24 protein-coding genes are annotated in these 26,856 nt (G+C 69.0%); 18 read left to right on the top strand and 6 right to left on the bottom strand.

What is annotated here, in order from left to right:
• The first annotated feature begins 153 nt into the window (after positions 1-153).
• The 13 genes from rplK (at position 154) to ACGF3H_RS22290 (ending at position 18,690) form a co-directional block, all read left to right on the top strand.
• Entirely contained in the window at positions 154-588 is a 435-nt protein-coding gene (gene rplK / locus ACGF3H_RS22350) for a 50S ribosomal protein L11 (RefSeq protein ID WP_006130605.1), read from the top strand.
• A 108-nt stretch (positions 589-696) separates the two neighbouring features.
• A complete protein-coding gene (gene rplA / locus ACGF3H_RS22345; protein WP_019329683.1) occupies positions 697-1,422 on the top strand; it encodes a 50S ribosomal protein L1 in 726 nt (241 codons plus the stop codon).
• Positions 1,423-1,624: 202 nt separating this feature from the next.
• A complete protein-coding gene (locus ACGF3H_RS22340) occupies positions 1,625-2,413 on the top strand; it encodes a hypothetical protein (RefSeq protein ID WP_362489383.1) in 789 nt (262 codons plus the stop codon).
• A gap of 98 nt (positions 2,414-2,511) precedes the next feature.
• The gene (locus ACGF3H_RS22335) at positions 2,512-3,360 is read left to right on the top strand and encodes a DUF1396 domain-containing protein (protein WP_362489657.1); all 849 of its coding nucleotides are present in this window, start codon (positions 2,512-2,514) and stop codon (positions 3,358-3,360) included.
• Between the two features lie 301 nt (positions 3,361-3,661).
• Positions 3,662-4,192 carry a 50S ribosomal protein L10 gene (rplJ, locus tag ACGF3H_RS22330; protein WP_003974311.1) on the top strand — a complete coding sequence of 177 codons (531 nt, stop codon included), beginning with the start codon at positions 3,662-3,664 and terminating at the stop codon, positions 4,190-4,192.
• Positions 4,193-4,306: 114 nt separating this feature from the next.
• A complete protein-coding gene (rplL, locus tag ACGF3H_RS22325) occupies positions 4,307-4,690 on the top strand; it encodes a 50S ribosomal protein L7/L12 (protein WP_362489385.1) in 384 nt (127 codons plus the stop codon).
• 578 nt (positions 4,691-5,268) lie between these two features.
• Positions 5,269-8,754, top strand: a complete 3,486-nt coding sequence (gene rpoB, locus ACGF3H_RS22320; RefSeq protein ID WP_362489387.1) for a DNA-directed RNA polymerase subunit beta — start codon at positions 5,269-5,271, stop codon at positions 8,752-8,754.
• Positions 8,755-8,852: 98 nt separating this feature from the next.
• Entirely contained in the window at positions 8,853-12,761 is a 3,909-nt protein-coding gene (locus ACGF3H_RS22315) for a DNA-directed RNA polymerase subunit beta' (RefSeq protein WP_362489388.1), read from the top strand.
• A gap of 470 nt (positions 12,762-13,231) precedes the next feature.
• Positions 13,232-13,603 carry a 30S ribosomal protein S12 gene (rpsL, locus tag ACGF3H_RS22310; RefSeq protein WP_003948652.1) on the top strand — a complete coding sequence of 124 codons (372 nt, stop codon included), beginning with the start codon at positions 13,232-13,234 and terminating at the stop codon, positions 13,601-13,603.
• 2 nt (positions 13,604-13,605) lie between these two features.
• Positions 13,606-14,076, top strand: coding sequence for a 30S ribosomal protein S7 (gene rpsG / locus ACGF3H_RS22305; protein ID WP_003992340.1), 471 nt, complete (start codon positions 13,606-13,608; stop codon positions 14,074-14,076).
• 39 nt (positions 14,077-14,115) lie between these two features.
• A complete protein-coding gene (fusA, locus tag ACGF3H_RS22300; RefSeq protein ID WP_362489390.1) occupies positions 14,116-16,242 on the top strand; it encodes an elongation factor G in 2,127 nt (708 codons plus the stop codon).
• A 171-nt stretch (positions 16,243-16,413) separates the two neighbouring features.
• Entirely contained in the window at positions 16,414-17,607 is a 1,194-nt protein-coding gene (gene tuf / locus ACGF3H_RS22295) for an elongation factor Tu (RefSeq protein WP_161166423.1), read from the top strand.
• Positions 17,608-17,790: 183 nt separating this feature from the next.
• On the top strand, positions 17,791-18,690 hold the full coding sequence (locus ACGF3H_RS22290; protein WP_362489392.1) for a hypothetical protein: 900 nt from the start codon (positions 17,791-17,793) through the stop codon (positions 18,688-18,690).
• Positions 18,691-18,785: 95 nt separating this feature from the next.
• Here ACGF3H_RS22290 and ACGF3H_RS22285 read toward each other — a convergent pair whose 3' ends face one another.
• The 4 genes from ACGF3H_RS22285 to ACGF3H_RS22270 form a co-directional block, all read right to left on the bottom strand.
• Positions 18,786-20,180 carry an alpha-lytic protease prodomain-containing protein gene (locus tag ACGF3H_RS22285; protein ID WP_362489394.1) on the bottom strand — a complete coding sequence of 465 codons (1,395 nt, stop codon included), beginning with the start codon at positions 20,178-20,180 and terminating at the stop codon, positions 18,786-18,788.
• Positions 20,181-20,295: 115 nt separating this feature from the next.
• Complete coding sequence (locus ACGF3H_RS22280) at positions 20,296-20,481, bottom strand: hypothetical protein (RefSeq protein WP_362489396.1); 186 nt, start codon at positions 20,479-20,481, stop codon at positions 20,296-20,298.
• 90 nt (positions 20,482-20,571) lie between these two features.
• On the bottom strand, positions 20,572-21,540 hold the full coding sequence (locus tag ACGF3H_RS22275) for a LysR family transcriptional regulator (RefSeq protein WP_362489398.1): 969 nt from the start codon (positions 21,538-21,540) through the stop codon (positions 20,572-20,574).
• A gap of 102 nt (positions 21,541-21,642) precedes the next feature.
• A complete protein-coding gene (locus ACGF3H_RS22270; protein WP_362489400.1) occupies positions 21,643-22,605 on the bottom strand; it encodes a YafY family protein in 963 nt (320 codons plus the stop codon).
• Between the two features lie 74 nt (positions 22,606-22,679).
• Here ACGF3H_RS22270 and ACGF3H_RS22265 point away from each other — a divergent pair, with 74 nt between their 5' ends.
• Positions 22,680-23,090, top strand: coding sequence for a VOC family protein (locus ACGF3H_RS22265; protein WP_362489402.1), 411 nt, complete (start codon positions 22,680-22,682; stop codon positions 23,088-23,090).
• 29 nt (positions 23,091-23,119) lie between these two features.
• Here the strand turns inward: ACGF3H_RS22265 and ACGF3H_RS22260 are convergent, their stop codons facing one another.
• The gene (locus ACGF3H_RS22260) at positions 23,120-23,551 is read right to left on the bottom strand and encodes an ATP-binding protein (RefSeq protein WP_362489404.1); all 432 of its coding nucleotides are present in this window, start codon (positions 23,549-23,551) and stop codon (positions 23,120-23,122) included.
• Positions 23,552-23,709: 158 nt separating this feature from the next.
• Here ACGF3H_RS22260 and ACGF3H_RS22255 point away from each other — a divergent pair, with 158 nt between their 5' ends.
• Together ACGF3H_RS22255 and ACGF3H_RS22250 are read left to right on the top strand one after the other, a co-directional pair.
• Positions 23,710-24,585 carry a helix-turn-helix transcriptional regulator gene (locus ACGF3H_RS22255; protein ID WP_362489405.1) on the top strand — a complete coding sequence of 292 codons (876 nt, stop codon included), beginning with the start codon at positions 23,710-23,712 and terminating at the stop codon, positions 24,583-24,585.
• Positions 24,582-24,791 carry a DUF397 domain-containing protein gene (locus ACGF3H_RS22250; protein ID WP_362489407.1) on the top strand — a complete coding sequence of 70 codons (210 nt, stop codon included), beginning with the start codon at positions 24,582-24,584 and terminating at the stop codon, positions 24,789-24,791. The genes ACGF3H_RS22255 and ACGF3H_RS22250 overlap by 4 nt, the downstream gene beginning before the upstream one ends.
• Here the strand turns inward: ACGF3H_RS22250 and ACGF3H_RS22245 are convergent.
• The gene (locus ACGF3H_RS22245; protein WP_362489409.1) at positions 24,742-25,647 is read right to left on the bottom strand and encodes a helix-turn-helix transcriptional regulator; all 906 of its coding nucleotides are present in this window, start codon (positions 25,645-25,647) and stop codon (positions 24,742-24,744) included. The genes ACGF3H_RS22250 and ACGF3H_RS22245 overlap by 50 nt on opposite strands.
• Before the next feature lie 77 nt (positions 25,648-25,724).
• Between ACGF3H_RS22245 and ACGF3H_RS22240 the strand changes: the two genes are divergently transcribed.
• The gene (locus tag ACGF3H_RS22240) at positions 25,725-26,486 is read left to right on the top strand and encodes an SDR family oxidoreductase (RefSeq protein ID WP_362489411.1); all 762 of its coding nucleotides are present in this window, start codon (positions 25,725-25,727) and stop codon (positions 26,484-26,486) included.
• Position 26,487: 1 nt separating this feature from the next.
• The gene (locus ACGF3H_RS22235) at positions 26,488-26,697 is read left to right on the top strand and encodes a 4-oxalocrotonate tautomerase family protein (protein ID WP_362489413.1); all 210 of its coding nucleotides are present in this window, start codon (positions 26,488-26,490) and stop codon (positions 26,695-26,697) included.
• Positions 26,698-26,856 lie beyond the last annotated feature (159 nt).

Here is a 26,856-nt window from a genome sequence, read left to right as displayed (position 1 = left end):
GCTTCCGCGCAGGTCAGGTGGGACCCTCGGGGACTGCCTGACCTGCTCGGTTTTTGGCCGCGCATCCATACCCGTTATCGTTGTGCGGTATGCCTGTGTCCGGGTGGTTTCCCGGGTGCGGGCAGGACCCGAATCGAAAGGACCCGGAGAGCTATGCCTCCCAAGAAGAAGAAGGTCACGGGGCTCATCAAGCTCCAGATCCAGGCCGGCGCCGCCAACCCGGCTCCGCCGGTCGGCCCCGCGCTGGGTCAGCACGGCGTCAACATCATGGAGTTCTGCAAGGCCTACAACGCCGCGACCGAGTCGCAGCGTGGCTGGGTGATCCCGGTGGAGATCACGGTCTACGAGGACCGCTCCTTCACCTTCATCACCAAGACGCCGCCGGCCGCCAAGATGATCCTCAAGGCCGCGGGCGTGGAGAAGGGCTCCGGCGAGCCGCACAAGACCAAGGTCGCGAAGATCACGCGTGACCAGGTCCGTGAGATCGCCACCACCAAGATGCCCGACCTCAACGCCAACGACCTGGACGCCGCCGAGAAGATCATCGCCGGCACCGCGCGTTCCATGGGCGTCACGGTCGAGGGCTGACCTCCACCCCCGTAAGCACGCCACGCGGCGGCAGCCGCATGGTCAGGACAGTGTGGCAGGGCCTGCTCGGCCCGGACCACGACTCCTAAGAAGCCAACAGGAGCAGTAGTGAGCAAGCGCAGCAAGTCTCTCCGCGCTGCGGACGCCAAGATCGACCGGGACAAGCTCTACGCCCCGCTCGAGGCCGTCCGTCTCGCCAAGGAGACCTCCACGACCAAGTTCGACGGCACCGTCGAGGTCGCCTTCCGCCTGGGTGTCGACCCGCGCAAGGCCGACCAGATGGTCCGTGGCACCGTGAACCTCCCGCACGGCACCGGCAAGACCGCCCGGGTCCTGGTCTTCGCGACCGGTGACCGTGCCGAGGCCGCGCGTGCCGCGGGCGCCGACATCGTCGGCGCCGACGAACTGATCGACGAGGTGTCGAAGGGCCGTCTGGACTTCGACGCCGTCGTCGCCACCCCGGACCTCATGGGCAAGGTCGGCCGCCTCGGCCGCGTGCTCGGTCCCCGTGGTCTCATGCCGAACCCCAAGACCGGCACCGTGACCCCGGACGTCGCCAAGGCTGTCAACGACATCAAGGGCGGCAAGATCGAGTTCCGCGTCGACAAGCACTCGAACCTGCACTTCATCATCGGCAAGACGTCGTTCGACGACACCAAGCTGGTGGAGAACTACGGCGCGGCGCTGGAGGAGATCCTCCGTCTGAAGCCGTCCGCCGCCAAGGGCCGCTACATCAAGAAGGCCGCCATCAGCACCACGATGGGCCCCGGCATTCCGGTCGACTCCAACCGCACCCGCAACCTCCTCGTCGAGGAGGACCCGGCCGCGGTCTGAGCCAACGGCTCGCCCAACCGGTTCACGGGCCCCGCACCTTCCGAGGTGCGGGGCCCGTCCCCTTTTTCTGGTTTCCGGTTTCCGGTTTCCGGTCTTTCGGAATTCCGGTTGTCCGGGACCGCTCCCGGACGCCGGTTTCCCGGTACGGGAGCCGGGTGGCTGGGCTAGCGTGCGGGCAGGTCACGCGCACAGGGGTGGGGACATGACGAGCACGACGGCACACCGTACGGCCCTCTCGATCGCGGTGACGGCCGTGCTGGCGTGCCTGACGGCCTGCATCCCCTCCGGCCCCAACGGGGACGACCCCGCCCCGCGGGCGGAGCCGCTGAGGGCCGTGGAGCGCGCCACCGGCCGCGCCGGGTCCGCGCGGGTCCACTCCACGACCGTCATCGGCGACGAGCTGTCCCTCGACGCCGCCGGCGCCCTGCGCTGGAGCGACGGACTCACCGGCACCCTGACACTCACGTACACCGGCGGGACGGCCGCCGACGCGATGCGCCGCCTCGGCACCACCTCCATGGAGGCGCGCTACCTGCCCGAGGCCTACTACGCGAAGATGGGCGACGCCTTCGCCGCCCGGGCGGGCGGCAGGCACTGGATCAAGTACCTGTACGCCGACCTCGAGGACCACGGCGACGGCGCGGGCGCCGGCCTGGCGGACCGGATGCGCGACACCGCCCCCGACGAGGCGGTGAAACTGCTGCTCACCTCCGACGACGTGCACGAGGTCGGTGAGGAGACGACGCGTGGGCGGCGCACCACGCACTGGTCCGGCACGGTGGACGGCGACGGCGCACGGACCGTCGACCTCTGGGTCGACGCGCAGGACCTGCTGGTCAAGAAGACCGAGCGGGGACGCACGGAGACGGGGGAGCTGTCCCAGACCGCCTACTACAGCGACTACGGCGTTCCCGTCCCCGTCGAGCGGCCCCCGGCCGCCGACACGGCGGACTTCGAGGAGCTGCTCAAGGCACCCGCCGACGGCTCCTGATCCGGAAATCACAAGATCGCCCGAACCGTCTCGGCTACTCTCGCGTCCTGGCTGTGTGACAGCCGTTCACTTCCTGTGTCCCGTGGGGGGAAACCATGATGAAGACTTCTGTGCGTGTGCCCGTGGGTGCCGGGCTGGCCGCCCTGCTGCTCGCCGCGGGCGCGGTGGGCTGTTCGAAGGACGAGGGGGCGGACAAGTCCCCCGAGATGACGCCGGCGGCGGCCGTCGCCAAGGCGGCGAAGAACACGGAGGACATCACCTCCCTGCGCTACCGCATGACCGGCAAGGCCCCCGAGGAGGGCCGCGTCGAGGCCGAGGCCGAGATGCAGCTCAAGCCGACGGTCGCGATGTCCATGAAGATGAAGGCACCCGACCAGGGCACCGACGCGACCGCGGAGATCCGGCTCGTCGACAAGGCCCTCTACCTCAACGGCGGAGCCGAGGCGGCCAAGGAGATGGACGGCAAGAGCTGGATCAAGTTCGACCTCGCCGCCATGGGCGCCGACGACGAGCTGGGCCAGCTCGGCAGCGCCTCCCAGGCCGACAAGAACCCGGCGGCCGAGTCCACCTTCCTCACCGGCGCCGAGGACGTGGAGAAGGTCGGCAGCGAGACCGTCGACGGCGTGAAGACCACGCACTACAAGGGCACCGTCACCCTCGACGCCCTGGAGAAGTCCCTCGCGGACGAGGACAAGACGACCCAGGAGCAGCGCCGCAAGAGCATCGAGCAGTACGAGAAGATGGGCATCGACAAGCTCACGATGGACATGTGGGTCGACGGCGACGACCAGGCCAAGCAGTTCCGCATGCGCGGGGACGCCGCCAAGGGTCCGCTGGACATGACCGTCACCTTCCTCGACTTCAACGAGCCCGTGAAGGTCACCGCCCCGCCCGCCGGGGAGACGGCCGACCTGGCCGAGATGATGCAGGAGGGCCAGACCGGCTGAGTCCGGCCGGGTCGCCGTACGGGCGGATTTGCTTGACACTGCCCCGTTCACGTACGCTCCTCCAGAAGCCAAAGACCGCTGGTCGTTGCCGTGTGCTCGTGAGAGGGCACGGTGGCCGAAGGATCCGCTGAACTGCGGACGACCCGCGCAGGTGACAGTGGATGAGCTCCCGGAGTGCGCGCCCCGAGCGCGTATGACCGGTCGAGTCACGCCCCGTGCGCCTGCGCCGGGGCGTTTCGTTTTCCCCAGACCTCCTTCGGGTCCGCGCGGTCCGAATCACCCGGAAGGAGGCCGAGGCTCTATGGCGACGCCCGAAAAGGCTGCCGCGGTTGCCGAGCTGACGGACAAGTTCCGCAGCTCCAACGCCGCCGTGCTGACCGAGTACCGCGGTCTCACCGTGGCGCAGCTCAAGACGCTGCGCCGGTCGCTCGGTGAGAACGCCCAGTACGCCGTGGTGAAGAACACGCTGACCAAGATTGCGGCCAACGAGGCCGGGATCACGCTCGACGACCAGCTCTTCGCTGGTCCGACGGCCGTCGCCTTCGTCACCGGTGACCCGGTGGAGTCGGCGAAGGGTCTGCGCGACTTCGCCAAGGACAACCCGAATCTCGTCATCAAGGGCGGTGTCCTTGACGGCAAGGCGATGTCCGCCGACGAGATCAAGAAGCTTGCGGACCTCGAGTCCCGCGAGGTTCTGCTCTCCAAGCTGGCGGGTGCCTTCAAGGGCAAGCAGTCCCAGACTGCTCAGCTCTTCCAGGCGCTCCCCTCGAAGCTCGTCCGCACCGTGGACGCGCTCCGTGCCAAGCAGGACGAGCAGGGCGGTGCCGAGTAACTCGGCTCGCTTTGCGGCTCTCGCCGCCTGAGGCGAGGGCCGATGCGGGCCCGACGTACGCCCGCCTCACCCCGTACATCCGGCACCTGCCGAATTAGTGGAAGGACCGCCATCATGGCGAAGCTCAGCCAGGAAGACCTGCTCGCCCAGTTCGAGGAGATGACCCTCATCGAGCTCTCCGAGTTCGTGAAGGCCTTCGAGGAGAAGTTCGACGTCACCGCCGCCGCCGCCGTGGCCGTCGCGGGCCCGGCCGGCCCGGCCGCCGCCGCCGAGGCCCCGGAGGAGAAGGACGAGTTCGACGTCATCCTCACCGGCGCCGGCGACAAGAAGATCCAGGTCATCAAGGTCGTGCGTGAGCTGACCTCCCTGGGTCTGAAGGAGGCCAAGGACCTCGTCGACGGCACCCCGAAGCCGGTCCTCGAGAAGGTCAACAAGGAAGCCGCCGAGAAGGCCGCCGAGTCCCTCAAGGGCGCCGGCGCCTCGGTCGAGGTCAAGTAAGACCTCACGGGTCCCTCTGGGCCTGTAACGCTCAAGCGCTGAAGAGCGATCATCCATCCGGGTGGTCGCTCTTCGGCGTTCCGGGGGCCGGGCGGCGGCGGCCTTGCACGGGTGGCGGCGGAGAGTATGGTGATCTTCGTCGTGCCGTCTCCGGGACCCTGAGATGCCTGGACGGCAGCCGGTTTCGGCAAGGGGGCCTTGACGAACCGCACGCAGCGCGCAATTCTCAGGACGCGTCGTCACAAGGATCCGAATCCGAGGCATGGATCCACGGCGAAGAGGGCAGTATCACCGTGCGTTGAGGGCGAGGCCTTGCCGCAGGTGGTGAGCACTACGAGGAGCGGACACGGTTCAGGAAACTGGCATTGGACATCAGTGTGCCAAGTGGCTACACTGTCCCTTTGCGCTGCCTGTTAGCTGCCCCCTGCCCGTCACCAGGGGTCTGCCCTCGCCCGAGCACTGACGACCAGAGCATGTCTGACCTGGCCCTTCGGTCACATCAGACACTCCCTGTCTCCGTGTGAGGAAGAGGGGCCGGTACGCGCGTAGTGAGTCCGAGCCCTCGGAAGGACCCCCTCTTGGCCGCCTCGCGCAATGCCTCGACCGCGAATACGAACAACGCTGCCAGCACCGCCCCGCTGCGCATCTCCTTTGCAAAGATCCAGGAGCCCCTCGAGGTTCCGAACCTCCTCGCGCTGCAAACCGAGAGCTTCGACTGGCTGCTCGGCAACGACGCGTGGAAGGCTCGCGTCGAGTCGGCTCTGGAGTCCGGTCACGACGTCCCCACCAAGTCCGGTCTGGAAGAGATCTTCGAGGAGATCTCGCCGATCGAGGACTTCTCCGGGTCGATGTCGCTGACGTTCCGCGACCACCGTTTCGAGCCTCCGAAGAACAGCATCGACGAGTGCAAGGACCGCGACTTCACGTACGCGGCCCCCCTCTTCGTCACCGCCGAGTTCACCAACAACGAGACCGGCGAGATCAAGTCCCAGACGGTCTTCATGGGCGACTTCCCGCTCATGACGAACAAGGGCACCTTCGTCATCAACGGCACCGAGCGTGTCGTGGTGTCCCAGCTGGTCCGTTCGCCGGGTGTCTACTTCGACTCCTCCATCGACAAGACCTCCGACAAGGACATCTTCTCCGCCAAGATCATCCCGTCCCGGGGTGCCTGGCTGGAGATGGAGATCGACAAGCGCGACATGGTCGGTGTGCGCATCGACCGCAAGCGCAAGCAGTCCGTGACCGTCCTCCTCAAGGCCCTCGGCTGGACCACCGAGCAGATCCTCGAGGAGTTCGGCGAGTACGAGTCCATGCGCGCCACCCTGGAGAAGGACCACACCCAGGGCCAGGACGACGCGCTGCTCGACATCTACCGCAAGCTGCGTCCGGGCGAGCCGCCGACCCGTGAGGCCGCGCAGACGCTGCTCGAGAACCTCTACTTCAACCCCAAGCGCTACGACCTCGCGAAGGTCGGCCGCTACAAGGTGAACAAGAAGCTCGGCGCGGACGAGCCGCTGGACGCCGGCGTGCTCACCACCGACGACATCATCGCCACGATCAAGTACCTGGTGAAGCTGCACGCCGGTGAGACCGAGACGGTCGGCGAGTCGGGCCGGTCGATCATCGTCGAGACCGACGACATCGACCACTTCGGCAACCGCCGCATCCGCAACGTCGGCGAGCTGATCCAGAACCAGGTCCGTACGGGTCTCGCCCGTATGGAGCGCGTCGTGCGCGAGCGCATGACCACCCAGGACGTCGAGGCGATCACGCCGCAGACCCTGATCAACATCCGGCCGGTCGTCGCCTCCATCAAGGAGTTCTTCGGCACCAGCCAGCTGTCCCAGTTCATGGACCAGAACAACCCGCTGTCGGGTCTGACGCACAAGCGTCGTCTCAACGCGCTCGGCCCGGGTGGTCTCTCCCGTGAGCGGGCCGGCTTCGAGGTCCGTGACGTTCACCCGTCGCACTACGGCCGCATGTGCCCGATCGAGACGCCCGAAGGCCCGAACATCGGTCTGATCGGCTCGCTCGCCTCGTACGGCCGGATCAATCCGTTCGGCTTCATCGAGACGCCGTACCGCAAGGTCGTCGACGGCCAGGTCACCGACGAGGTGGACTACCTGACCGCCGACGAGGAGGACCGCTTCGTCATCGCGCAGGCCAACGCGCCGCTGACGGACGAGTTCCGCTTCGCCGAGAACCGCGTGCTGGTCCGCCGCCGTGGCGGCGAGGTCGACTACGTCCCCGGTGACGACGTCGACTACATGGACGTCTCGCCGCGCCAGATGGTGTCGGTCGCGACCGCCATGATCCCGTTCCTCGAGCACGACGACGCCAACCGTGCCCTCATGGGCGCGAACATGATGCGCCAGGCCGTGCCGCTCATCAAGAGCGAGGCCCCGCTCGTCGGCACCGGCATGGAGTACCGCTCCGCGGTCGACGCCGGCGACGTGGTCAAGGCCGAGAAGGCGGGTGTGGTCCAGGAGGTCTCCGCGGACTACATCACCACCACCAACGACGACGGCACGTACATCACGTACCGCCTGGCCAAGTTCTCCCGGTCCAACCAGGGAACGTCGGTCAACCAGAAGGTCATCGTCAGCGAGGGCGACCGGGTCGTCGAGGGCCAGGTCCTGGCCGACGGTCCGGCCACCGAGAACGGCGAGATGGCGCTCGGCAAGAACCTGCTGGTCGCCTTCATGCCGTGGGAGGGTCACAACTACGAGGACGCGATCATCCTGTCGCAGCGCCTCGTGCAGGACGACGTCCTCTCCTCGATCCACATCGAGGAGCACGAGGTCGACGCCCGTGACACCAAGCTCGGCCCCGAGGAGATCACGCGGGACATCCCGAACGTCTCCGAGGAGGTCCTCGCCGACCTCGACGAGCGCGGCATCATCCGCATCGGTGCCGAGGTCGTCGCCGGTGACATCCTCGTCGGCAAGGTCACGCCCAAGGGTGAGACCGAGCTGACCCCGGAGGAGCGCCTGCTCCGTGCGATCTTCGGTGAGAAGGCCCGTGAGGTCCGTGACACCTCGCTGAAGGTCCCGCACGGCGAGATCGGCAAGGTCATCGGCGTCCGCGTCTTCGACCGCGAGGAGGGCGACGAGCTTCCGCCCGGCGTCAACCAGCTGGTGCGCGTCTACGTCGCGCAGAAGCGCAAGATCACCGACGGTGACAAGCTCGCCGGCCGTCACGGCAACAAGGGTGTCATCTCGAAGATCCTGCCGATCGAGGACATGCCGTTCCTGGAGGACGGCACCCCGGTCGACATCATCCTCAACCCGCTGGGTGTGCCGTCCCGAATGAACCCGGGACAGGTCCTGGAGATCCACCTCGGCTGGCTCGCCAGCCGCGGCTGGGACGTCTCCGGTCTCGCGGACGAGTGGGCCCAGCGCCTCCAGGCCATCGGCGCCGACAACGTCCAGCCCGGCACCAACGTCGCCACCCCGGTGTTCGACGGTGCGCGCGAGGACGAGCTGGCGGGTCTGCTGCAGCACACCATCCCGAACCGCGACGGCGAGCGCATGGTGCTCCCGTCCGGCAAGGCCCGGCTGTTCGACGGCCGCAGCGGTGAGCCGTTCCCGGACCCGATCTCGGTCGGCTACATGTACATCCTCAAGCTGCACCACCTGGTCGACGACAAGCTGCACGCCCGCTCGACCGGTCCGTACTCGATGATCACCCAGCAGCCGCTGGGTGGTAAGGCCCAGTTCGGTGGCCAGCGCTTCGGTGAGATGGAGGTGTGGGCGCTGGAGGCATACGGCGCCGCGTACGCCCTCCAGGAGCTGCTGACCATCAAGTCCGACGACGTCACCGGCCGCGTGAAGGTCTACGAGGCCATCGTCAAGGGCGAGAACATCCCTGAGCCCGGCATCCCCGAGTCCTTCAAGGTGCTCATCAAGGAGATGCAGTCCCTGTGCCTCAACGTGGAGGTGCTGTCCTCGGACGGCATGTCCATCGAGATGCGCGACACCGACGAGGACGTCTTCCGCGCTGCGGAGGAGCTCGGCATCGACCTGTCCCGGCGCGAGCCGAGCAGCGTCGAAGAGGTCTGACGGGAGTTTCGGCGGGCCTTGAGCGATCAAGGCCCGCCGGCCCCAGGACCCCCGATTCAGACCCCAAGACTTACAACCCTGAGAGGGATTGACGCATAGTGCTCGACGTCAACTTCTTCGACGAGCTCCGGATCGGTCTGGCCACCGCTGACGACATCCGTCAGTGGAGCCACGGCGAGGTCAAGAAGCCCGAGACCATCAACTACCGCACCCTCAAGCCCGAAAAGGACGGACTCTTCTGCGAGAAGATCTTCGGTCCGACCCGGGACTGGGAGTGCTACTGCGGCAAGTACAAGCGCGTCCGCTTCAAGGGCATCATCTGTGAGCGCTGTGGCGTCGAGGTCACGCGCGCCAAGGTGCGCCGTGAGCGGATGGGCCACATCGAGCTCGCCGCCCCCGTCACCCACATCTGGTACTTCAAGGGCGTCCCGTCGCGCCTGGGCTACCTGCTGGACCTGGCGCCGAAGGACCTCGAGAAGGTCATCTACTTCGCCGCGTACATGATCACGTTCGTGGACGAGGAGCGCCGCACCCGCGACCTGCCCTCGCTGGAGGCCCACGTCTCCGTCGAGCGTCAGCAGATCGAGAACCGCCGCGACGCCGACCTCGAGGCCCGCGCCAAGAAGCTCGAGACCGACCTGGCCGAGCTCGAGGCCGAGGGCGCCAAGGCCGACGTGCGCCGCAAGGTGCGCGAGGGTGCCGAGCGCGAGATGAAGCAGCTGCGCGACCGTGCGCAGCGCGAGATCGACCGCCTCGACGAGGTGTGGAACCGGTTCAAGAACCTCAAGGTCCAGGACCTCGAGGGCGACGAGCTGCTCTACCGCGAGCTGCGCGACCGCTTCGGCACCTACTTCGACGGCTCGATGGGCGCCGCCGCGCTGCAGAAGCGCCTGGAGTCCTTCGACCTCGACGAGGAGGCCGAGAAGCTCCGCGAGATCATCCGTACCGGCAAGGGCCAGAAGAAGACCCGCGCGCTCAAGCGTCTCAAGGTCGTCTCCGCGTTCCTGCAGACCAGCAACAGCCCCAAGGGCATGGTGCTCGACTGCGTGCCGGTCATCCCGCCGGACCTGCGTCCGATGGTGCAGCTGGACGGTGGCCGCTTCGCGACCTCCGACCTGAACGACCTGTACCGCCGTGTCATCAACCGCAACAACCGCCTGAAGCGGCTTCTCGACCTCGGCGCGCCCGAGATCATCGTGAACAACGAGAAGCGCATGCTCCAGGAGGCCGTGGACGCGCTGTTCGACAACGGCCGCCGCGGCCGTCCGGTCACCGGTCCCGGCAACCGCCCGCTGAAGTCCCTCAGCGACATGCTGAAGGGCAAGCAGGGTCGTTTCCGTCAGAACCTGCTCGGCAAGCGAGTCGACTACTCGGCGCGTTCCGTCATCGTCGTCGGCCCGCAGCTGAAGCTGCACCAGTGCGGTCTGCCCAAGGCCATGGCGCTGGAGCTCTTCAAGCCGTTCGTGATGAAGCGCCTGGTCGACCTGAACCACGCGCAGAACATCAAGAGCGCCAAGCGCATGGTCGAGCGCGGCCGCACGGTCGTGTACGACGTGCTGGAAGAGGTCATCGCGGAGCACCCGGTTCTGCTGAACCGTGCGCCCACCCTGCACCGCCTCGGCATCCAGGCCTTCGAGCCGCAGCTGGTCGAGGGCAAGGCCATCCAGATCCACCCGCTCGTCTGCACCGCGTTCAACGCGGACTTCGACGGTGACCAGATGGCCGTGCACCTGCCGCTGTCCGCGGAGGCGCAGGCCGAGGCCCGCATCCTGATGCTGTCCTCGAACAACATCCTCAAGCCGGCCGACGGCCGTCCGGTGACGATGCCGACCCAGGACATGGTCCTCGGTCTGTTCTTCCTCACCACCGACGGCGAGATGCGGGACACCAAGGGCGAGGGCCGGGCCTTCGGCTCCACCGCCGAGGCGACCATGGCGTTCGACGCCGGTGAGCTCGCGCTCCAGTCGTCCATCGACATCCGCTTCCCGGTGGGCACCATCCCGCCGCGCGGCTGGACCCCGCCGGTCTCCGAGGAGGACGACGCCGACGCCGCCGCCTGGCAGCCGGGCGACCCGTTCCGCCTGCGGACCACCCTGGGCCGTGCGCTCTTCAACGAGCTGCTGCCCGAGGACTACCCGTTCGTCGACTACTCGGTGGGCAAGAAGCAGCTCGGCGAGATCGTCAACGACCTCGCGGAGCGCTACCCCAAGGTGATCGTGGCGGCGACGCTCGACAACCTGAAGGCGGCGGGCTTCTACTGGGGCACCCGCTCCGGCGTCACCGTGGCCATCTCCGACGTCGTCGTCCCCGAGGCGAAGAAGGAGATCGTCAAGGGGTACGAGGCTCAGGACGAGAAGGTCCAGAAGCAGTACGAGCGTGGTCTGATCACCAAGGAAGAGCGCACTCAGGAGCTCATCGCGATCTGGACCAAGGCGACCAACGAGGTCGCCGAGGCGATGAACGAGAACTTCCCGAAGACGAACCCCATCTTCATGATGGTCGACTCGGGCGCTCGAGGAAACATGATGCAGATGCGTCAGATCGCCGGTATGCGCGGTCTGGTGTCGAACGCCAAGAACGAGACGATCCCGCGTCCGATCAAGGCGTCGTTCCGTGAGGGTCTGTCCGTGCTGGAGTACTTCATCTCCACGCACGGTGCCCGTAAGGGTCTGGCGGACACCGCTCTGCGTACCGCCGACTCGGGTTACCTCACGCGTCGTCTGGTCGACGTCTCCCAGGACGTCATCATCCGCGAGGAGGACTGCGGCACCGAGCGCGGTCTGAAGCTGCGGATCGCCGAGCGTGGCGAGGACGGCGTGCTGCGCAAGGCCGAAGACGTCGAGACCAGCGTCTACGCCCGCATGCTCGCCGAGGACGTCGTCATCGACGGCAAGGTGATCGCGCCGGCCAACGTCGACCTCGGTGACGTCCTGATCGATGCTCTGGTCGCCCACGGTGTCGAGGAGGTCAAGACCCGCTCGATCCTGACCTGCGAGTCCCAGGTCGGCACCTGCGCCATGTGCTACGGCCGCTCCCTGGCCACCGGCAAGCTGGTCGACATCGGTGAGGCGGTCGGCATCATCGCCGCCCAGTCCATCGGTGAGCCCGGTACCCAGCTGACGATGCGTACCTTCCACACCGGTGGTGTGGCCGGTGACGACATCACCCAGGGTCTGCCCCGTGTCGTCGAGCTCTTCGAGGCCCGTACCCCGAAGGGTGTCGCCCCGATCTCCGAGGCCTCCGGCCGCGTGCGGATCGAGGAGACCGAGAAGACCAAGAAGATCGTCGTCACGCCGGACGACGGCAGCGACGAGACGGCCTACCCGATCTCGAAGCGTGCCCGTCTGCTGGTCGGCGAGGGCGACCACGTCGAGGTGGGCCAGAAGCTCACCGTGGGTGCCACCAACCCGCACGACGTGCTGCGCATCCTGGGTCAGCGTGCCGTCCAGGTCCACCTGGTCGGCGAGGTCCAGAAGGTCTACAACTCGCAGGGCGTGTCGATCCACGACAAGCACATCGAGATCATCATCCGGCAGATGCTGCGCCGGGTGACGATCATCGAGTCCGGCGACGCCGAGCTGCTGCCCGGTGAGCTGGTCGAGCGGTCGAAGTTCGAGACCGAGAACCGTCGTGTGGTCCAGGAGGGCGGTCACCCGGCCTCCGGTCGTCCGCAGCTGATGGGTATCACCAAGGCCTCGCTGGCGACGGAATCCTGGCTGTCGGCCGCCTCCTTCCAGGAGACGACCCGAGTCCTGACGGACGCGGCGATCAACGCCAAGTCCGACAGCCTCATCGGCCTCAAGGAGAACGTCATCATCGGTAAGCTCATCCCGGCCGGTACGGGCCTGTCCCGCTACCGCAACATCCGGGTCGAGCCGACCGAGGAGGCCAAGGCCGCGATGTACTCGGCCGTCGGCTACGACGACATCGACTACTCGCCGTTCGGCACGGGCTCCGGCCAGGCCGTTCCGCTGGAGGACTACGACTACGGTCCGTACAACCAGTAAGCGAGCAGCTTGATACGACCGAAGGGCGGTCACCCCGTGCGGGTGGCCGCCCTTCGGCGTGCCGCGCCGGCCCCGGGAAGGGCGCTGACGCGCGGCGTGGGGCCCTGCGGGCCGGGGGCGTGGTGCGGATTCCGTCGGCGGCGAGCCGGGCCTCTACAGGGGCCGTCCCGGAGGCCCGGTGAGGGGCCGGCGCGGATCGGGTGAAAGTGGTGCGAGGCGGGTGGCGGAGTCGGTGTCGCCCATTTGTTTTGACCACAGCGAATGCGATAGGTACGCTCAGACCTTGTGCCTGGGGTGTGCCCTGGCCTTCGTGCGTGCCTTCAACCGCACCGGGGGCCGTGAGCGACCACCGTAAATCGCGTTTCTTCCGTCCTCGCGGCGAGGGTCCGCGGTTTCGACACACCCGACCGCGTGGGTCGGCGACGTTCCAGGTTAGCTTCACCATTCGGCACACAGAAACCGGAGAAGTAGTGCCTACGATCCAGCAGCTGGTCCGTAAGGGCCGGCAGGACAAGGTCGAGAAGAACAAGACGCCCGCGCTCGAGGGTTCCCCCCAGCGCCGTGGCGTCTGCACGCGTGTGTTCACGACCACCCCGAAGAAGCCGAACTCGGCCCTGCGTAAGGTCGCGCGTGTGCGTCTGACCAGCGGTATCGAGGTCACTGCTTACATTCCGGGTGAGGGACACAACCTGCAGGAGCACTCCATCGTGCTCGTGCGCGGCGGCCGTGTGAAGGACCTGCCGGGTGTTCGCTACAAGATCATCCGCGGCTCGCTCGACACCCAGGGTGTCAAGAACCGCAAGCAGGCCCGCAGCCGCTACGGCGCCAAGAAGGAGAAGTAAGAATGCCTCGTAAGGGCCCCGCCCCGAAGCGCCCGGTCATCATCGACCCGGTCTACGGTTCTCCTCTGGTGACCTCCCTGATCAACAAGGTGCTGCTGAACGGCAAGCGCTCCACCGCCGAGCGCATCGTCTACGGCGCCATGGAGGGTCTGCGTGAGAAGACGGGCAACGACCCGATCATCACGCTGAAGCGCGCGCTCGAGAACATCAAGCCGACCCTCGAGGTCAAGTCCCGCCGTGTCGGTGGCGCCACCTACCAGGTGCCGATCGAGGTCAAGCCCGGTCGCGCCAACACCCTCGCGCTGCGCTGGCTCGTCGGTTACTCCCGCGCCCGTCGCGAGAAGACCATGACCGAGCGTCTGCTCAACGAGCTCCTCGACGCCTCCAACGGCCTCGGTGCCGCTGTGAAGAAGCGCGAGGACACGCACAAGATGGCCGAGTCCAACAAGGCCTTCGCGCACTACCGCTGGTAGTCGCTACCCACATCGAGACCGAGAGAAGACTGAAGCCTTATGGCTACCACTTCACTTGACCTGGCCAAGGTCCGCAACATCGGGATCATGGCCCACATCGACGCGGGCAAGACGACCACCACCGAGCGGATCCTGTTCTACACCGGTGTGTCGTACAAGATCGGTGAGGTCCACGACGGCGCTGCCACCATGGACTGGATGGAGCAGGAGCAGGAGCGTGGCATCACGATCACGTCTGCTGCGACCACCTGTCACTGGCCGCTCGAGGACAACGACTACACGATCAACATCATCGACACCCCGGGGCACGTCGACTTCACCGTCGAGGTGGAGCGTTCCCTGCGTGTGCTCGACGGTGCCGTGACCGTGTTCGACGGTGTCGCCGGTGTCGAGCCGCAGTCCGAGACGGTGTGGCGTCAGGCCGACCGTTACGGCGTGCCCCGCATCTGCTTCGTCAACAAGCTGGACCGTACCGGCGCCGAGTTCCACCGCTGCGTGGACATGATCTCGGACCGCCTGGGCGCCCAGCCGCTCGTCATGCAGCTCCCGATCGGTGCTGAGGCCGACTTCAAGGGCGTCGTGGACCTGGTCCGCATGAAGGCGCTCGTGTGGTCCGCCGAGGCCGCCAAGGGCGAGATGTACGACGTCGTCGACATCCCCGACACGCACACCGAGGCCGCCGAGGAGTGGCGCGGCAAGCTGGTCGAGGCCGTCGCCGAGAACGACGAAGAGATCATGGAGCTGTTCCTGGAGGGCCAGGAGCCCACCGAGGAGCAGCTGTACGCCGCGATCCGTCGCATCACCATCGCCTCCGGCAAGTCCAGCGACACCACGGTCACCCCGGTGTTCTGCGGCACCGCGTTCAAGAACAAGGGCGTCCAGCCCCTGCTCGACGCGGTCGTGCGCTACCTGCCGACCCCGCTCGACGTCGAGGCCATCGAGGGCCACGACGTCAAGGACCCCGAGGTCGTCGTCAAGCGCAAGCCGTCCGAGGACGAGCCGCTGGCCGCGCTCGCGTTCAAGATCATGAGCGACCCGCACCTCGGCAAGCTCACCTTCGTCCGGGTCTACTCGGGCCGCCTGGAGTCCGGCACCGCGGTGCTGAACTCCGTCAAGGGCAAGAAGGAGCGCATCGGCAAGATCTACCGCATGCACGCCAACAAGCGTGAGGAGATCGAGTCGGTGGGCGCCGGCGACATCGTCGCCGTCATGGGCCTGAAGCAGACCACCACCGGTGAGACGCTGTCCGACGACAAGAACCCGGTCATCCTGGAGTCCATGGACTTCCCGGCCCCGGTCATCCAGGTCGCCATCGAGCCCAAGTCGAAGGGCGACCAGGAGAAGCTCGGCGTCGCGATCCAGCGCCTGGCCGAGGAGGACCCGTCCTTCCAGGTCCACTCGGACGAGGAGACCGGCCAGACCATCATCGGTGGTATGGGCGAGCTGCACCTCGAGGTGCTGGTCGACCGCATGCGCCGTGAGTTCAAGGTCGAGGCCAACGTCGGCAAGCCGCAGGTCGCCTACCGTGAGACGATCCGCAAGGCCGTCGAGCGCGTGGACTACACCCACAAGAAGCAGACCGGTGGTACCGGTCAGTTCGCCAAGGTGCAGATCGCGATCGAGCCGATCGAGGGCGGCGACGCCTCGTACGAGTTCGTGAACAAGGTGACCGGTGGCCGCATCCCGAAGGAGTACATCCCTTCGGTGGACGCCGGTGCTCAGGAGGCCATGCAGTTCGGCATCCTGGCCGGCTACGAGATGACGGGCGTCCGCGTCACGCTCATCGACGGTGGCTACCACGAGGTCGACTCCTCCGAGCTCGCGTTCAAGATCGCTGGTTCGCAGGCCTTCAAGGAGGCCGCGCGCAAGGCTTCGCCCGTGCTCCTGGAGCCGATGATGGCCGTCGAGGTCACCACGCCCGAGGACTACATGGGTGAGGTCATCGGCGACATCAACTCCCGCCGTGGCCAGATCCAGGCCATGGAGGAGCGGGCGGGTGCCCGCGTCGTGAAGGGCCTCGTGCCCCTGTCGGAGATGTTCGGCTACGTCGGCGACCTCCGCAGCAAGACGTCGGGTCGCGCAAGCTACTCGATGCAGTTCGACTCCTACGCCGAGGTTCCCCGGAACGTCGCCGAGGAGATCATCGCGAAGGCCAAGGGCGAGTAACCCAGTCCGCGTTTAACGGACCGCGTTCACACGCTTTAGGCTTGACCCCGGAGCCTGCAAGGGGCATTCCACCGCCAACCCGGCGGAATGCCCCCTGGCCCGGGTTTCCCAGCAAAGATCACCTGGCGCCGATGAGTAAGGCGTACAGAACCACTCCACAGGAGGACCCCAGTGGCGAAGGCGAAGTTCGAGCGGACTAAGCCGCACGTCAACATCGGCACCATCGGTCACATCGACCACGGTAAGACGACCCTCACGGCCGCCATTACCAAGGTGCTGCACGACGCGTACCCGGACCTGAACGAGGCCTCGGCCTTCGACCAGATCGACAAGGCTCCCGAAGAGCGCCAGCGCGGTATCACCATCTCCATCGCGCACGTCGAGTACCAGACCGAGACGCGTCACTACGCCCACGTCGACTGCCCCGGTCACGCGGACTACATCAAGAACATGATCACGGGTGCGGCGCAGATGGACGGCGCCATCCTCGTGGTCGCCGCCACCGACGGCCCGATGCCGCAGACCAAGGAGCACGTGCTCCTGGCCCGCCAGGTCGGCGTTCCGTACATCGTCGTCGCCCTGAACAAGGCCGACATGGTGGACGACGAGGAGATCCTGGAGCTCGTCGAGCTCGAGGTGCGCGAGCTCCTCTCCGAGTACGAGTTCCCGGGCGACGACGTTCCCGTCGTCAAGGTCTCCGCCCTGAAGGCCCTCGAGGGCGACAAGGAGTGGGGCAACTCGGTCCTCGAGCTCATGAAGGCCGTGGACGAGGCCATCCCGGAGCCCGAGCGTGACGTCGACAAGCCGTTCCTGATGCCGATCGAGGACGTCTTCACCATCACCGGTCGCGGTACGGTCGTCACCGGCCGCATCGAGCGTGGTGTCCTCAAGGTCAACGAGACCGTCGACATCATCGGCATCAAGACCGAGAAGACCACCACCACGGTCACCGGCATCGAGATGTTCCGCAAGCTCCTCGACGAGGGCCAGGCCGGTGAGAACGTCGGTCTGCTGCTTCGCGGCATCAAGCGCGAGGACGTCGAGCGCGGCCAGGTCATCATCAAGCCGGGCTCGGTCACCCCGCACACCGAGTTCGAGGCGCAGGCCTACATCCTGTCCAAGGACGAGGGTGGCCGCCACACGCCGTTCTTCAACAACTACCGTCCGCAGTTCTACTTCCGCACGACGGACGTGACCGGCGTCGTGACCCTCCCCGAGGGCACCGAGATGGTCATGCCGGGTGACAACACCGAGATGAAGGTGGAGCTCATCCAGCCCGTCGCCATGGAAGAGGGCCTGAAGTTCGCCATCCGTGAGGGTGGCCGGACCGTGGGCGCCGGCCAGGTCACCAAGATCAACAAGTAAGCTCCGCTTGCTTGTCGGTCACTGACCTGACCTGGGCTTGATGCCTGAGAGGACCCGCACGACTTCGGTCGTGCGGGTCCTCTCGCGTATGGGGGGAGCCGGCGTGGAGGGCGGATCACCTCATCGGGGGAAGCGACGGGCATATACCCCTGGCAGTAGCGAACCCCGGTCTACGTTCGTCCCATGGTCAGCTCTTCCCACGAAGCGTTGCATCGGATCTTCCAGGAGGATCCGGCGCTCTTCGCCCGTGCCGCCAAGGCCCTCGGGCTCGCCTTCGCCGAACCACTGTCCGCGGTTCCGCTCACCACCGATCTCACGGAGAACCGGCCGGTGGAGAGACGGGTGGACACGCTGTTGCGCATGGACGCGGGAGCCGACGGCAGTTTTCTCCTCGCAGTCGAGTCCCAGGGGAAGCAGGACCCTGACAAGCCCGCGAGCTGGGCGTACTACTTGGCGCACCTGCACGCGAAGTACCGCCTCCCCCCGGTCCTCCTGGTCGTCTGCGCGGATCGGCGCACGGCGGCCTGGGCGGCTGGGCAGGTCGACATCGGGCCGCCGCAGTGGCCCTCGCTGACCGTGCGCCCTCTGGTGCTGGGGCCCGACAGCGTCCCGGTCGTCGATGACCCGGACGTGGCCGCGCGGGACATCCCGCTGACCGTCCTTTCCGCAGCTCTGCACCGTCAGGATCCGGACGCCGATGCCATACTGAAGGCCCTGGCGACGGCGCTGAAAGGCTTGTCGGCCGACGACGAGACCACTGCAAGCATCTTCATCGAGCTCACGGAACAAGGCCTCGGCAAGACGCCGGCCGCGGACCTCTGGAGGCAGATCATGGCCGCCGACCTCTCCTTCTTCCAGTCGGAAACCGCTCAGAGCCTCAGGGCCGAGGGCCGGGCCGAGGGCCGGGCCGAGGACATCGTGCTGCTGCTGGAGCGACGGGGTGTCGAGGTCTCCGAGGAAGACAGGGCGCGCATCCGCGGCTGTGGCGACCTGGACGTCCTGGGTGTCTGGTTCACGCGGGCGGTCACCGCCCTGTCGGCGGCGGAGGTGTTCGCGCCGGGCCAGGACGAGCCCCGGCGCTGACACCCGGCGCCGAGGGCGTGCGTGAGTGGGCCCGGGCGCTCTCCCGCTGCGCGCCCGGGTCCTGCCCCCGTGTCCCCCGTGGGGCGGTCACTGGGTCACACGCGCTGCCACAGGGCGGGGACGTTCGACGGCTCCCAGCCCGGCTGGGCCTGGTGTCCCTGCAGGCAGCGGTAGGTCGCGCCGCCGTACGTCACCGTGTCGCCCGGCTGGTAGACGGTGCCGGCCGCCCAGGTGCCGCCGCCGGGCGGGGGCTCCTCGGGGCCGCCGCCGTCACCGGAGGTCTTCAGGGTGAGCCCGTAGTTCGTCAGCAGCGGGTTGATCGGCTGGAAGAAGGTCTCGCCGCCGCTGCTGCAGTTGCCCGAGCCTCCCGAGGTGACGCCCTGGGCCTGGCTGCCGGAGATGTAGGAGCCGCCGGAGTCGCCGGGCTCGGCGCACACCGTGGTGCGGGTGACGCCGGAGACGGTGCCCTCCTGGTAGGTGACGCTGGTGTTCAGCTGCTGGACGGTGCCGCAGTGCCAGCCCGTCGTCGAGCCGGAGCGGCACACGGACGCGCCGACCGTGGCCTGCGTGGAACCGGCGACCTGCACGCTCTGCCCGCCGGCGCCGTTGACGTACGGGGTCGCCGTCCAGCTGGAGTTGGCCGCCACCCAGGCCATGTCGCGGCCGGGGAAGACCGAGCCCTGGAAGGTGCCCTGGGCGACCCGGTTGGCGCCGCTCGTGCCGGCGCCGGCCTGGCCGCAGTGACCGGCGGTCGCGAAGCCCTGCTGGGTGCCCTTGGTGACCGGGAAGCCGATCGAGCAGCGTCCGCTGTTGTTGATGTAGTACGCCTCGCCGCCGCGCAGGTCGTAGAACGTGCGGGGGCGTTCGGTGCGGGGCACGACGCGGGTGAGGGACCGGTCGACCCCGGCGGCGGCCAGCAGCGTACGTGCGGCCGCGGGCCGTACGGCCTCCACGACGAGGGTGTTGGTGCGCGTGTCGACGTACCAGACGGGAGCGTCCGCGGTGTTCCGGCCGGCCGCCGCCCGGTCCAGGCGGGCCTTGGCGGTGTCCAGGTCGGCCAGCGAGTGGCGTACGACCTTCGCCTCGGCGCCCTGCGCCTCGATGGCGCCGACGTCGCCCGCGTCCGTCGTCGCCACGGTCAGCGTGCCGGACTCGGCGCCCTTCACCCAGGCGCCCGCGAAGTCGGTGCCGAGCGCCGCCCGCAGCCGGCCCGCCACGGCGCCCGCCTCGGCCTCGTTCACCAGGCGCCGCTCGGCCTGACGCCGGTCCAGGCCGAGGTCGCGCCGCATGGCGTCGAGCACGGCGGGCGGAGCGGTGTCGGTGCGGAGGGTCCGTGCCGCGGAGGGCGCCGGCGGCTCCGCGGGCCCGGCCGCCCTGGCGCTCGCGGAGCCGCTGAGCCCGGCCACGAGCAGGGCGGCCGTCGCCGCGAGGGCGGCGCCCGCGGCTCTGGCCCTGGTGTGCCGCTGGGACACGGAGGACAGGGAGGACATGGGGATCTCCTCGGTCTCGGTGGGGAGGTGCCGAAACCGTAGGGAGGACCCGCCGGCCGGCATAAGACACCGGCCGGCCCCCTCCCCGGCGTTATGGAACGACGCGTGGCCCCGGTCAGGCGTCGTCGCGGGGGCCGCGGTCCACGAGCGCGCGCAGCCACCCGAGGCCGATCAGCAGCAGGGTCATGATGGTGCCGAACCACGCGGCGTCCTGCCAGGAGCCGTACCAGAGCCGGGACACCGCCCCCGAGCACAGCCCCCACGCCACCGCCGCTCCCGCCCGCTTCCACCCCAGTCGCATGACTGCCCGCCTACCCGCGGACCGCGGTCGTACAGGTCGTACGGGTCGTAGCGGGTCGTACAGGTCGTACGGGGAGTCCGGGGGCGGTGTTCAGGAGACCGTCTCGGGCCGGGCGTCGCGGTGGGCGGCCAGCCACTGCGTGTAGCTGTGGCTGCCCGCGGCGACGCCCGCGTGGGCGATGCGGGCCTGCGCGAGGACGGTGGCGGCCGTGTCCTGCCGCTGGGTCCCGGCGTGCCAGCCGAGCAGGTGCCGCCAGGCCAGGGGAGTGCCGGCCAGCGGCCGGGTGACGATGCCGGGCGTGGTGGGGAACGTCGCCCGGCACAGACCCACCGCCCGGCCCACCTGCACGAGGTGCACCAGGGAGGCGGTGTCCGTCTCGTACATGCGGTGCGGGGTGAACCCGGCGCGGGCGCAGGACGCGGTGAAGCAGTCCCCGAAGCACCCGTCGCCGGGCACGCAGGCCCACTCCTCGCCCGCCAGCTCGGTCAGGTCCACCTCGGGACGGCCGGCGAGCGGGTGGCCCTCGGGCATCATGACGAACACCGGGTCGACGGCGACCTCCCGCCAGACCAGCCCCTCCCCGCCGGGCGGGGACGCCGACCCGCAGGTCCCGGCGAGGGCGAAGTCGAGCCGCCCTTCGACGAGCTGCTCGGCCAGCTCCCGCTCCGACCACGAGGTACAGGTCGTCATCCGGGCGTCCGGTGCCACGCCCGCCAGCCGGTCCACCAGCGCGCCCAGCAGCGGCCCGTGGGTGCCGCCCAGCCGGAGCCGCTCGGCGCTGCGCGGGGCCGCACGGGCGAACCGGGCCGCCTCCTGCTGGAGTTCGGTGACCGCGGGCAGCACGATCCGGCTGCGTTCCAGCACCAGTTCCCCCAGCGCGGTGGCCCGCACGCCGTGCCGGCCGCGCTCGAACAGGGCGCCGCCGAGGGCCCGTTCGATCCGCTTGAGCTGTGCGCTCAACGCGGGCTGCGCGAGGCCCAGCGCCGTCGCCGCCCTGGTGAGGCTGCCGGCGTCGGCGATGGCCCGGACCGTCTTGAGATGCCGCAACTCCAGCTCCATGAGGGGAGCTTGCGACGCGGGAGGGGTGGGGGCAAGGGGTTGGTTCGGACCATTGTCGGTGAGTGCTCCGAGCTGCTCCACCGGCCCCTGGGGGGATCGCCGTCAGGACCCCGCGTCCGCGTTGTCCTCGACCAGCTCCCGCGCACGCCGCGCCAGCGCCTCGCGCACGGGGTCCGGGGTGATGACGCGCAGGGGGGTGCCCAGGCCCAGCAGGTAGGTGGCGAGGCCCTCGGGGTGGGGGCCGCCGACCTCGACGAGGGTGGCGTCGGGGCCGTCGGCGCGGTGGGTGCCGACGGTGGGCGGGACGAGCCGCAGGGCCTGGTCGAGCGGCACCGGGAGGCGCACCGTCGCCCGGAGCGGGTAGGGGCCGGTGGCCGTCGAGCGGGAGACCAGCAGCGCCGGGTCGGGCGGGTCGGTGATCTCCACCGGGCGGCCGGCGGACTGGAGCCGCTGGACGCGGTCGGCCCGGAAGGTCCGCCACTGGTCGCGGGCCACGTCGCGGGCCACGAAGTACCAGCGGCGTCCGGTGTGGACCAGACGGTAGGGGTCGACGTCCCGGACCGTGGCCCGCCCCTCCCAGTCGCGGTAGGACAGCCGCATGCGCTCGGCCCGGCGGCAGGCGGTGGCCAACTCCAGGAGCATGCCGGGCGGGACCTGCGGCTCCTCGGTCCTCGGGGTGTGGACGAAGGCGGCGTCCATGTCGCCCAGCCGGTCCGCGACCCGCCGGGGCAGCACCTGCCGCAGTTTCAGCAGCGCCGACAGGGCCGCCTGATCACCGCCGAGCGCCCCGCTGAGCGCGGCCTCCCGCAGCCCGACGGCGACGGCGAGCGCCTCCTCGTCGTCCAGGATCAGCGGCGGGGTGCGCGTGCCGGGGCGCAGGCGGTAGCCGCCCCAGGGGCCCGGGTCGGACTCGACGGCGTAACCGAGCTCGCGCAGCCGGGCGATGTCCCGGCGCACCGTCCGCTCGGTGACCTCGATGCGTGCGGCCAGTTCACCGCAGGTCCAGGTGGGCCGGACGGCCAGCAGGGAGACCAGCCGCAGCAGACGGGCGGACGTACTCAGCATGTCGGCGAAGTTTTCCACACACCGCCGCACGACCAGGACCGAACCTGTCCTGGTTGCGTCCTACCGTTCCCCTCATGACAACCACCTCGGAGAACACCACCTCGGAGAACACCGCGACGCCCGTGCTCCGCTACTCGGCGGTCACCTTCGACTGCCCCGACCCGGCGGAGATGGCCCGCTTCTACGGAGAGGCCCTCGGGCTGTCCGTCGTCTTCTCCACCGACGACTTCGTCCTGCTCGGCCAGAAGGACGGTGCGGCCGGCCTCGGCTTCAACCGCCTGGCCGACTACCGCCCGCCCACCTGGCCGGACCCCGCGCAGGAGAAGCAGGCCCACATCGACCTCGGCGCCGACGACCTGGACGCGGCCGAGGCCCGGCTGCTGGCCCTGGGCGCCACGAAGCCCGACTTCCAGCCGGAACCGGACCGGTGGCGGGTGCTGCTGGACCCGGCGGGACATCCGTTCTGCGTGTCCACGGTGGCGTGAGCGGCCCGGTCCGGCCCGAGCGGAGGTCCTCAGAGGCCGGGTTCCGGTGGGGTGAGGCGTAGTTCGGCCCACACGGTCTTGCTCGGCGAGCGGCCCTCCGTCACTCCCCAGCGGTGCGCGAACGCCTCCACGAGCAGCAGCCCGCGGCCCGACTCCGCGTCGGGACCGGGCGTGCGCAGCTCGGGGAGCCGTTCTCCCCGGGTGTCCGTGACCTCGACGCGCAGGGTGTCGCCGACGACGTACAGGGTGAGCCGGAAATCACGGCCGGGGACGCGTCCGTGGGCCGCCGCGTTCGCGGCCAGTTCGGCGACCACGTGCCGTGCCGGGTCCAGCGGCAGTCCCCAGGAGCGGAGTTGCTCGGTCGCCAGCAGACGGGCCAGCCGGGCACCGCGTGGCGTGGGGGAGAGCTGCACGCTGAAGTTGCGTACGGACGTCGTCGGTTCGGCGGTTTCCTGATTCACGTCACTCAGCGTGGCGGCGCGTGCGTACCGTGGGAAGTGACTCAGCGGATGCGTACGGTGACCGTCCGGAACTTGTCCGGTGCTGTCGGCACTGTCGGGGCGGGGCGTACGGGTAGGGCGCTGAGAGCCGGACAGCCAGGACGACGAAGGGGCGCGGGATGACGGTCGAGGCGGAAGCGGGCCGGCTCAGGGACGAGGTCGACGAGCCGGGGTGGGAGGTGGATCCGGACGACGAGTGGGGCGTCGCGGTCATCGCCACGGTGGGACGGCAGTTGAAGCTCCGCCGGGAGGCGGTGGGGATGCGTGCCGCCGACTTCGGGGTCGCGGTCGGGTACGGGGAAGACCTCGTCTACAAGGTCGAGGGCGGCAAGCGGATTCCCCGGCAGGAGTATCTGGACAGGGCCGACGAGGTGTTGGGCGCGGGCGGTCTCATCGCGGCCACCTGGGAGGACGTGAAGAAGGTCCGGTATCCGAAAAGGGTTCGGGAGCTGGGACAGCTGGAGGCGCGTGCGGTCGAGATCGGCCTCTATGAGTGCCACATCATTCCGGGGCTGCTGCAGACGCGGGATCACGCACGCGCGGTGATCGGGGCCGCGCAACCGCCGTACTCGCCGGACGACGTCGAACGGATGGTGGCCGCCCGCCTGGCCCGGCAGTCGGTGTTCGAACGCGACCCGGCTCCCTCGATGCACTTCGTCCTGGAAGAGGGGGTTCTGCGGCGCCCCATCGGCGGCACAATGGTCTGGCGTCAGCAACTCGAACGTCTGTCGGAGGTAGGGCGGTTGCACAACGTCGTGCTCCAGGTGATGCCGATGAACTGCGACTTCCACTCCGGTCTGGACGGACGGATCGAGTTGCTGAAGTTCCCGGACGGTACGGCGGTGGGCCGGTCCGACGGGGCTTTCAACGGCCGACCGACTCCCGATCCCAGGCACCTGCGCGTTCTCGAGCTGCGGTATGGCACGATCCGGGCTCAGGCGCTCTCGCCTCGGGAATCGCTGGCCCTCGTCGAGCAACTGCTGGGAGAAACATGATCCGCAAGACCACTGCCGGGGACGTCTCCGAGCTGGCGTGGTTCAAGAGCAGCTACAGCGGTGGGAACGACGGCAACTCCTGCGTCGAACTGGCCGTCACCCCCGGCACCGTCCACGTCCGCGACTCCAAGCACACCGACGGCCCCCGCCTGACCCTCACCCCTGCCGCCTGGGCGGACTTCCTGCCGTACGCGTCGCAGAGCTGACCACCTCCTGCGTCCCGATGACCGACAACAGCTCCAGCAGTCCCGCGCTGTCCGTCCCGACGGCCGGGGTGAACCAGAGCAGCCGTTGCCGCCCGTCCTCGCTGAAGAGGTTGAGGCAGTTGACCTCGATCAGGCCCAGCTCCGGATGCACGAGGCGCTTGCGGTCCTCCCGCCGCCGGAAAGCCACGTCGTGGTCGGCCCACAGCGCGGCGAACTCGGGGGAGACGCCGAGCAGGGTACGGATCATCGAGCCGACCTCCGCGTCCTTCGAGTCCCGCCGCGCGGCGGCGGCCCGCAGGTCGGCGACGAAGGACCGGGACTTGCCCTCGTGGTCGGCCTCCGGATACAGGCGCCGGGCGTCCGGCTCGGTGAACCACCGGTGCACGAGGCTGGCCCGGGGCCCACGGAAACCGGACTGGTCCCCGAGCAGCGCCACGGCCAGCGGATTCTGTACGAGGGTGACGTGCAGGTCGGTGATCACCTGCGCCGGTGTCGAGGGCATCCGGCCCAGCAGATCCAGCATGCCGGGGTGCACGTGCGAGGCGGGCCCGCCCGGCACGGGCACCGGCCGGTCGGCGAGCCGGTACAGATAGTCCCGCTCGTCGCCGGACAGCCGCAGCGCACGCGCCAGCGCGGCGATCATCTGCTCGGACGGCTGGGACCCGGCACCGCGCTCCAGCTCGTTGTAGTAGTCCACGGACGCCCCCGCCAGCTGGGCGACCTCCTCGCGGCGCAGCCCCGGCACCCGGCGGCGCGGCCCGGCCGGGAGTCCCACGTCGGCGGGGCGGATGCGCTCACGCCGCGACCGCAGGAACGACCCCAGCTCGGCGTACTTCACAGCGCTCATGCGGTCCATTCTGCGCCCGGCGGGGACGGTGACCCATGGGGTGACATCCCCTGGCTGCGCCGGCCGACCGGTCGCATCGTGGACGCATGACCACGAACACGAACCAGAACACAGCGGCGGACGCCCGCGTGGCGATCGTCACCGGCGGATCGCGCGGCATCGGCCGGGCGGTCTCGCAGAAGCTCGCCGAGGACGGCCTGGCCGTCGTCGTGAACTACGCCCGCGACGCCTCCGCCGCCGACGAGACGGTGGCGGCGATCACCGGGGCCGGCGGACGGGCCGTCGCCGTACAGGCGGACGTGGCGGAGGAGAAGGAGGTCGCCGCACTGTTCGACCGGGCGGAGGAGGAGTTCGGCGGCGTCGACGTGGTCGTGAACTCGGCCGGGCGGATGACCCTGTCGCCGATCGCGGACCTGGACCTTTCGGCGCTCGACGCCATGCACCGCACCAACATCCGCGGCACCTTCGTCGTCGCCCAGCAGGCGGCTCGGCGGCTGCGCGAGGGCGGCGCGTTCATCGGCTTCTCGACCTCCGTGGTCGGCGCGCAGTTCCCCACGTACGGCGCCTACGCGGCGAGCAAGGGCGCCGTGGAGGCGATGACGATGATCCTGGCGCGGGAGCTGCGCGGCCGGAACATCACCGTGAACACGGTCGCTCCGGGCCCGACGGCCACCGACCTCTTCCTCGACGGCAAGACGGCCGAGCAGATCGACCGGCTCGCCAAGACGCCGCCGCTGGAACGGCTGGGCACTCCGGAGGACATCGCGGCCGTGGTCGCCTTCCTGGGCAGCCCCGCCGGTCACTGGGTGAACGGCCAGATCCTGCGCGCCAACGGAGGGCTGGTCTGACATGCCCTTCGCCCACTTCAAGGTCCCCGCGGGCACCGTCACCGCCGAGGACAAGCGGAAGATCGTCGAGCGCACCACCGACCTGTACGCGGAGATCTACGGCGAGCGCGCCCGCGCCACCACCGTCGTCCTCGTCGACGAGGTCACCGACGGCGGCTGGGGGGTCGCGGGGAACGTCCTCACGGCGGCGATGCTCAACGGGGAGGGGTGACCCGGGCGGCCCCGGCCGCCTTCGCCCCGTGCGCCCGCCGACGGCCGGTATGTGGCGCTCCGGTCTCACATAGTGGTCGGGGCGCAGACCGGACCCTGGTCAGGGTGTTTACATGCGCGTAACACTTAGGTGTCCCCGCGCGCGGCAACGGCGCCGAGC

The sequence above is a fragment of the Streptomyces sp. NPDC048185 genome (genome assembly GCF_043202495.1).
Classification (GTDB): Bacteria; Actinomycetota; Actinomycetes; order Streptomycetales; family Streptomycetaceae; genus Streptomyces.
Note: the sequence above shows the minus strand (reverse complement) of the source record. Positions and strands in the feature narration are given on the sequence as shown.

Bases quoted from the DNA above. Each gene is read 5' to 3' on its own strand.
- ACGF3H_RS22250 (WP_362489407.1), top strand. From the start codon at position 24,582: ATGATCCGCAAGACCACTGCCGGGGACGTCTCCGAGCTGGCGTGGTTC.
- ACGF3H_RS22235 (WP_362489413.1), top strand. From the start codon at position 26,488: ATGCCCTTCGCCCACTTCAAGGTCCCCGCGGGCACCGTCACCGCCGAG.
- ACGF3H_RS22240 (WP_362489411.1), top strand. From the start codon at position 25,725: ATGACCACGAACACGAACCAGAACACAGCGGCGGACGCCCGCGTGGCG.
- rplK (WP_006130605.1), top strand. From the start codon at position 154: ATGCCTCCCAAGAAGAAGAAGGTCACGGGGCTCATCAAGCTCCAGATC.
- rplJ (WP_003974311.1), top strand. From the start codon at position 3,662: ATGGCGACGCCCGAAAAGGCTGCCGCGGTTGCCGAGCTGACGGACAAG.
- ACGF3H_RS22290 (WP_362489392.1), top strand. From the start codon at position 17,791: ATGGTCAGCTCTTCCCACGAAGCGTTGCATCGGATCTTCCAGGAGGAT.
- rpsG (WP_003992340.1), top strand. From the start codon at position 13,606: ATGCCTCGTAAGGGCCCCGCCCCGAAGCGCCCGGTCATCATCGACCCG.
- rplL (WP_362489385.1), top strand. From the start codon at position 4,307: ATGGCGAAGCTCAGCCAGGAAGACCTGCTCGCCCAGTTCGAGGAGATG.
- ACGF3H_RS22275 (WP_362489398.1), bottom strand. From the start codon at position 21,540: ATGGAGCTGGAGTTGCGGCATCTCAAGACGGTCCGGGCCATCGCCGAC.
- ACGF3H_RS22245 (WP_362489409.1), bottom strand. From the start codon at position 25,647: ATGGACCGCATGAGCGCTGTGAAGTACGCCGAGCTGGGGTCGTTCCTG.
- ACGF3H_RS22265 (WP_362489402.1), top strand. From the start codon at position 22,680: ATGACAACCACCTCGGAGAACACCACCTCGGAGAACACCGCGACGCCC.
- ACGF3H_RS22340 (WP_362489383.1), top strand. From the start codon at position 1,625: ATGACGAGCACGACGGCACACCGTACGGCCCTCTCGATCGCGGTGACG.
- ACGF3H_RS22335 (WP_362489657.1), top strand. From the start codon at position 2,512: ATGAAGACTTCTGTGCGTGTGCCCGTGGGTGCCGGGCTGGCCGCCCTG.
- ACGF3H_RS22280 (WP_362489396.1), bottom strand. From the start codon at position 20,481: ATGCGACTGGGGTGGAAGCGGGCGGGAGCGGCGGTGGCGTGGGGGCTG.
- ACGF3H_RS22255 (WP_362489405.1), top strand. From the start codon at position 23,710: ATGACGGTCGAGGCGGAAGCGGGCCGGCTCAGGGACGAGGTCGACGAG.
- fusA (WP_362489390.1), top strand. From the start codon at position 14,116: ATGGCTACCACTTCACTTGACCTGGCCAAGGTCCGCAACATCGGGATC.
- ACGF3H_RS22285 (WP_362489394.1), bottom strand. From the start codon at position 20,180: ATGTCCTCCCTGTCCTCCGTGTCCCAGCGGCACACCAGGGCCAGAGCC.
- ACGF3H_RS22270 (WP_362489400.1), bottom strand. From the start codon at position 22,605: ATGCTGAGTACGTCCGCCCGTCTGCTGCGGCTGGTCTCCCTGCTGGCC.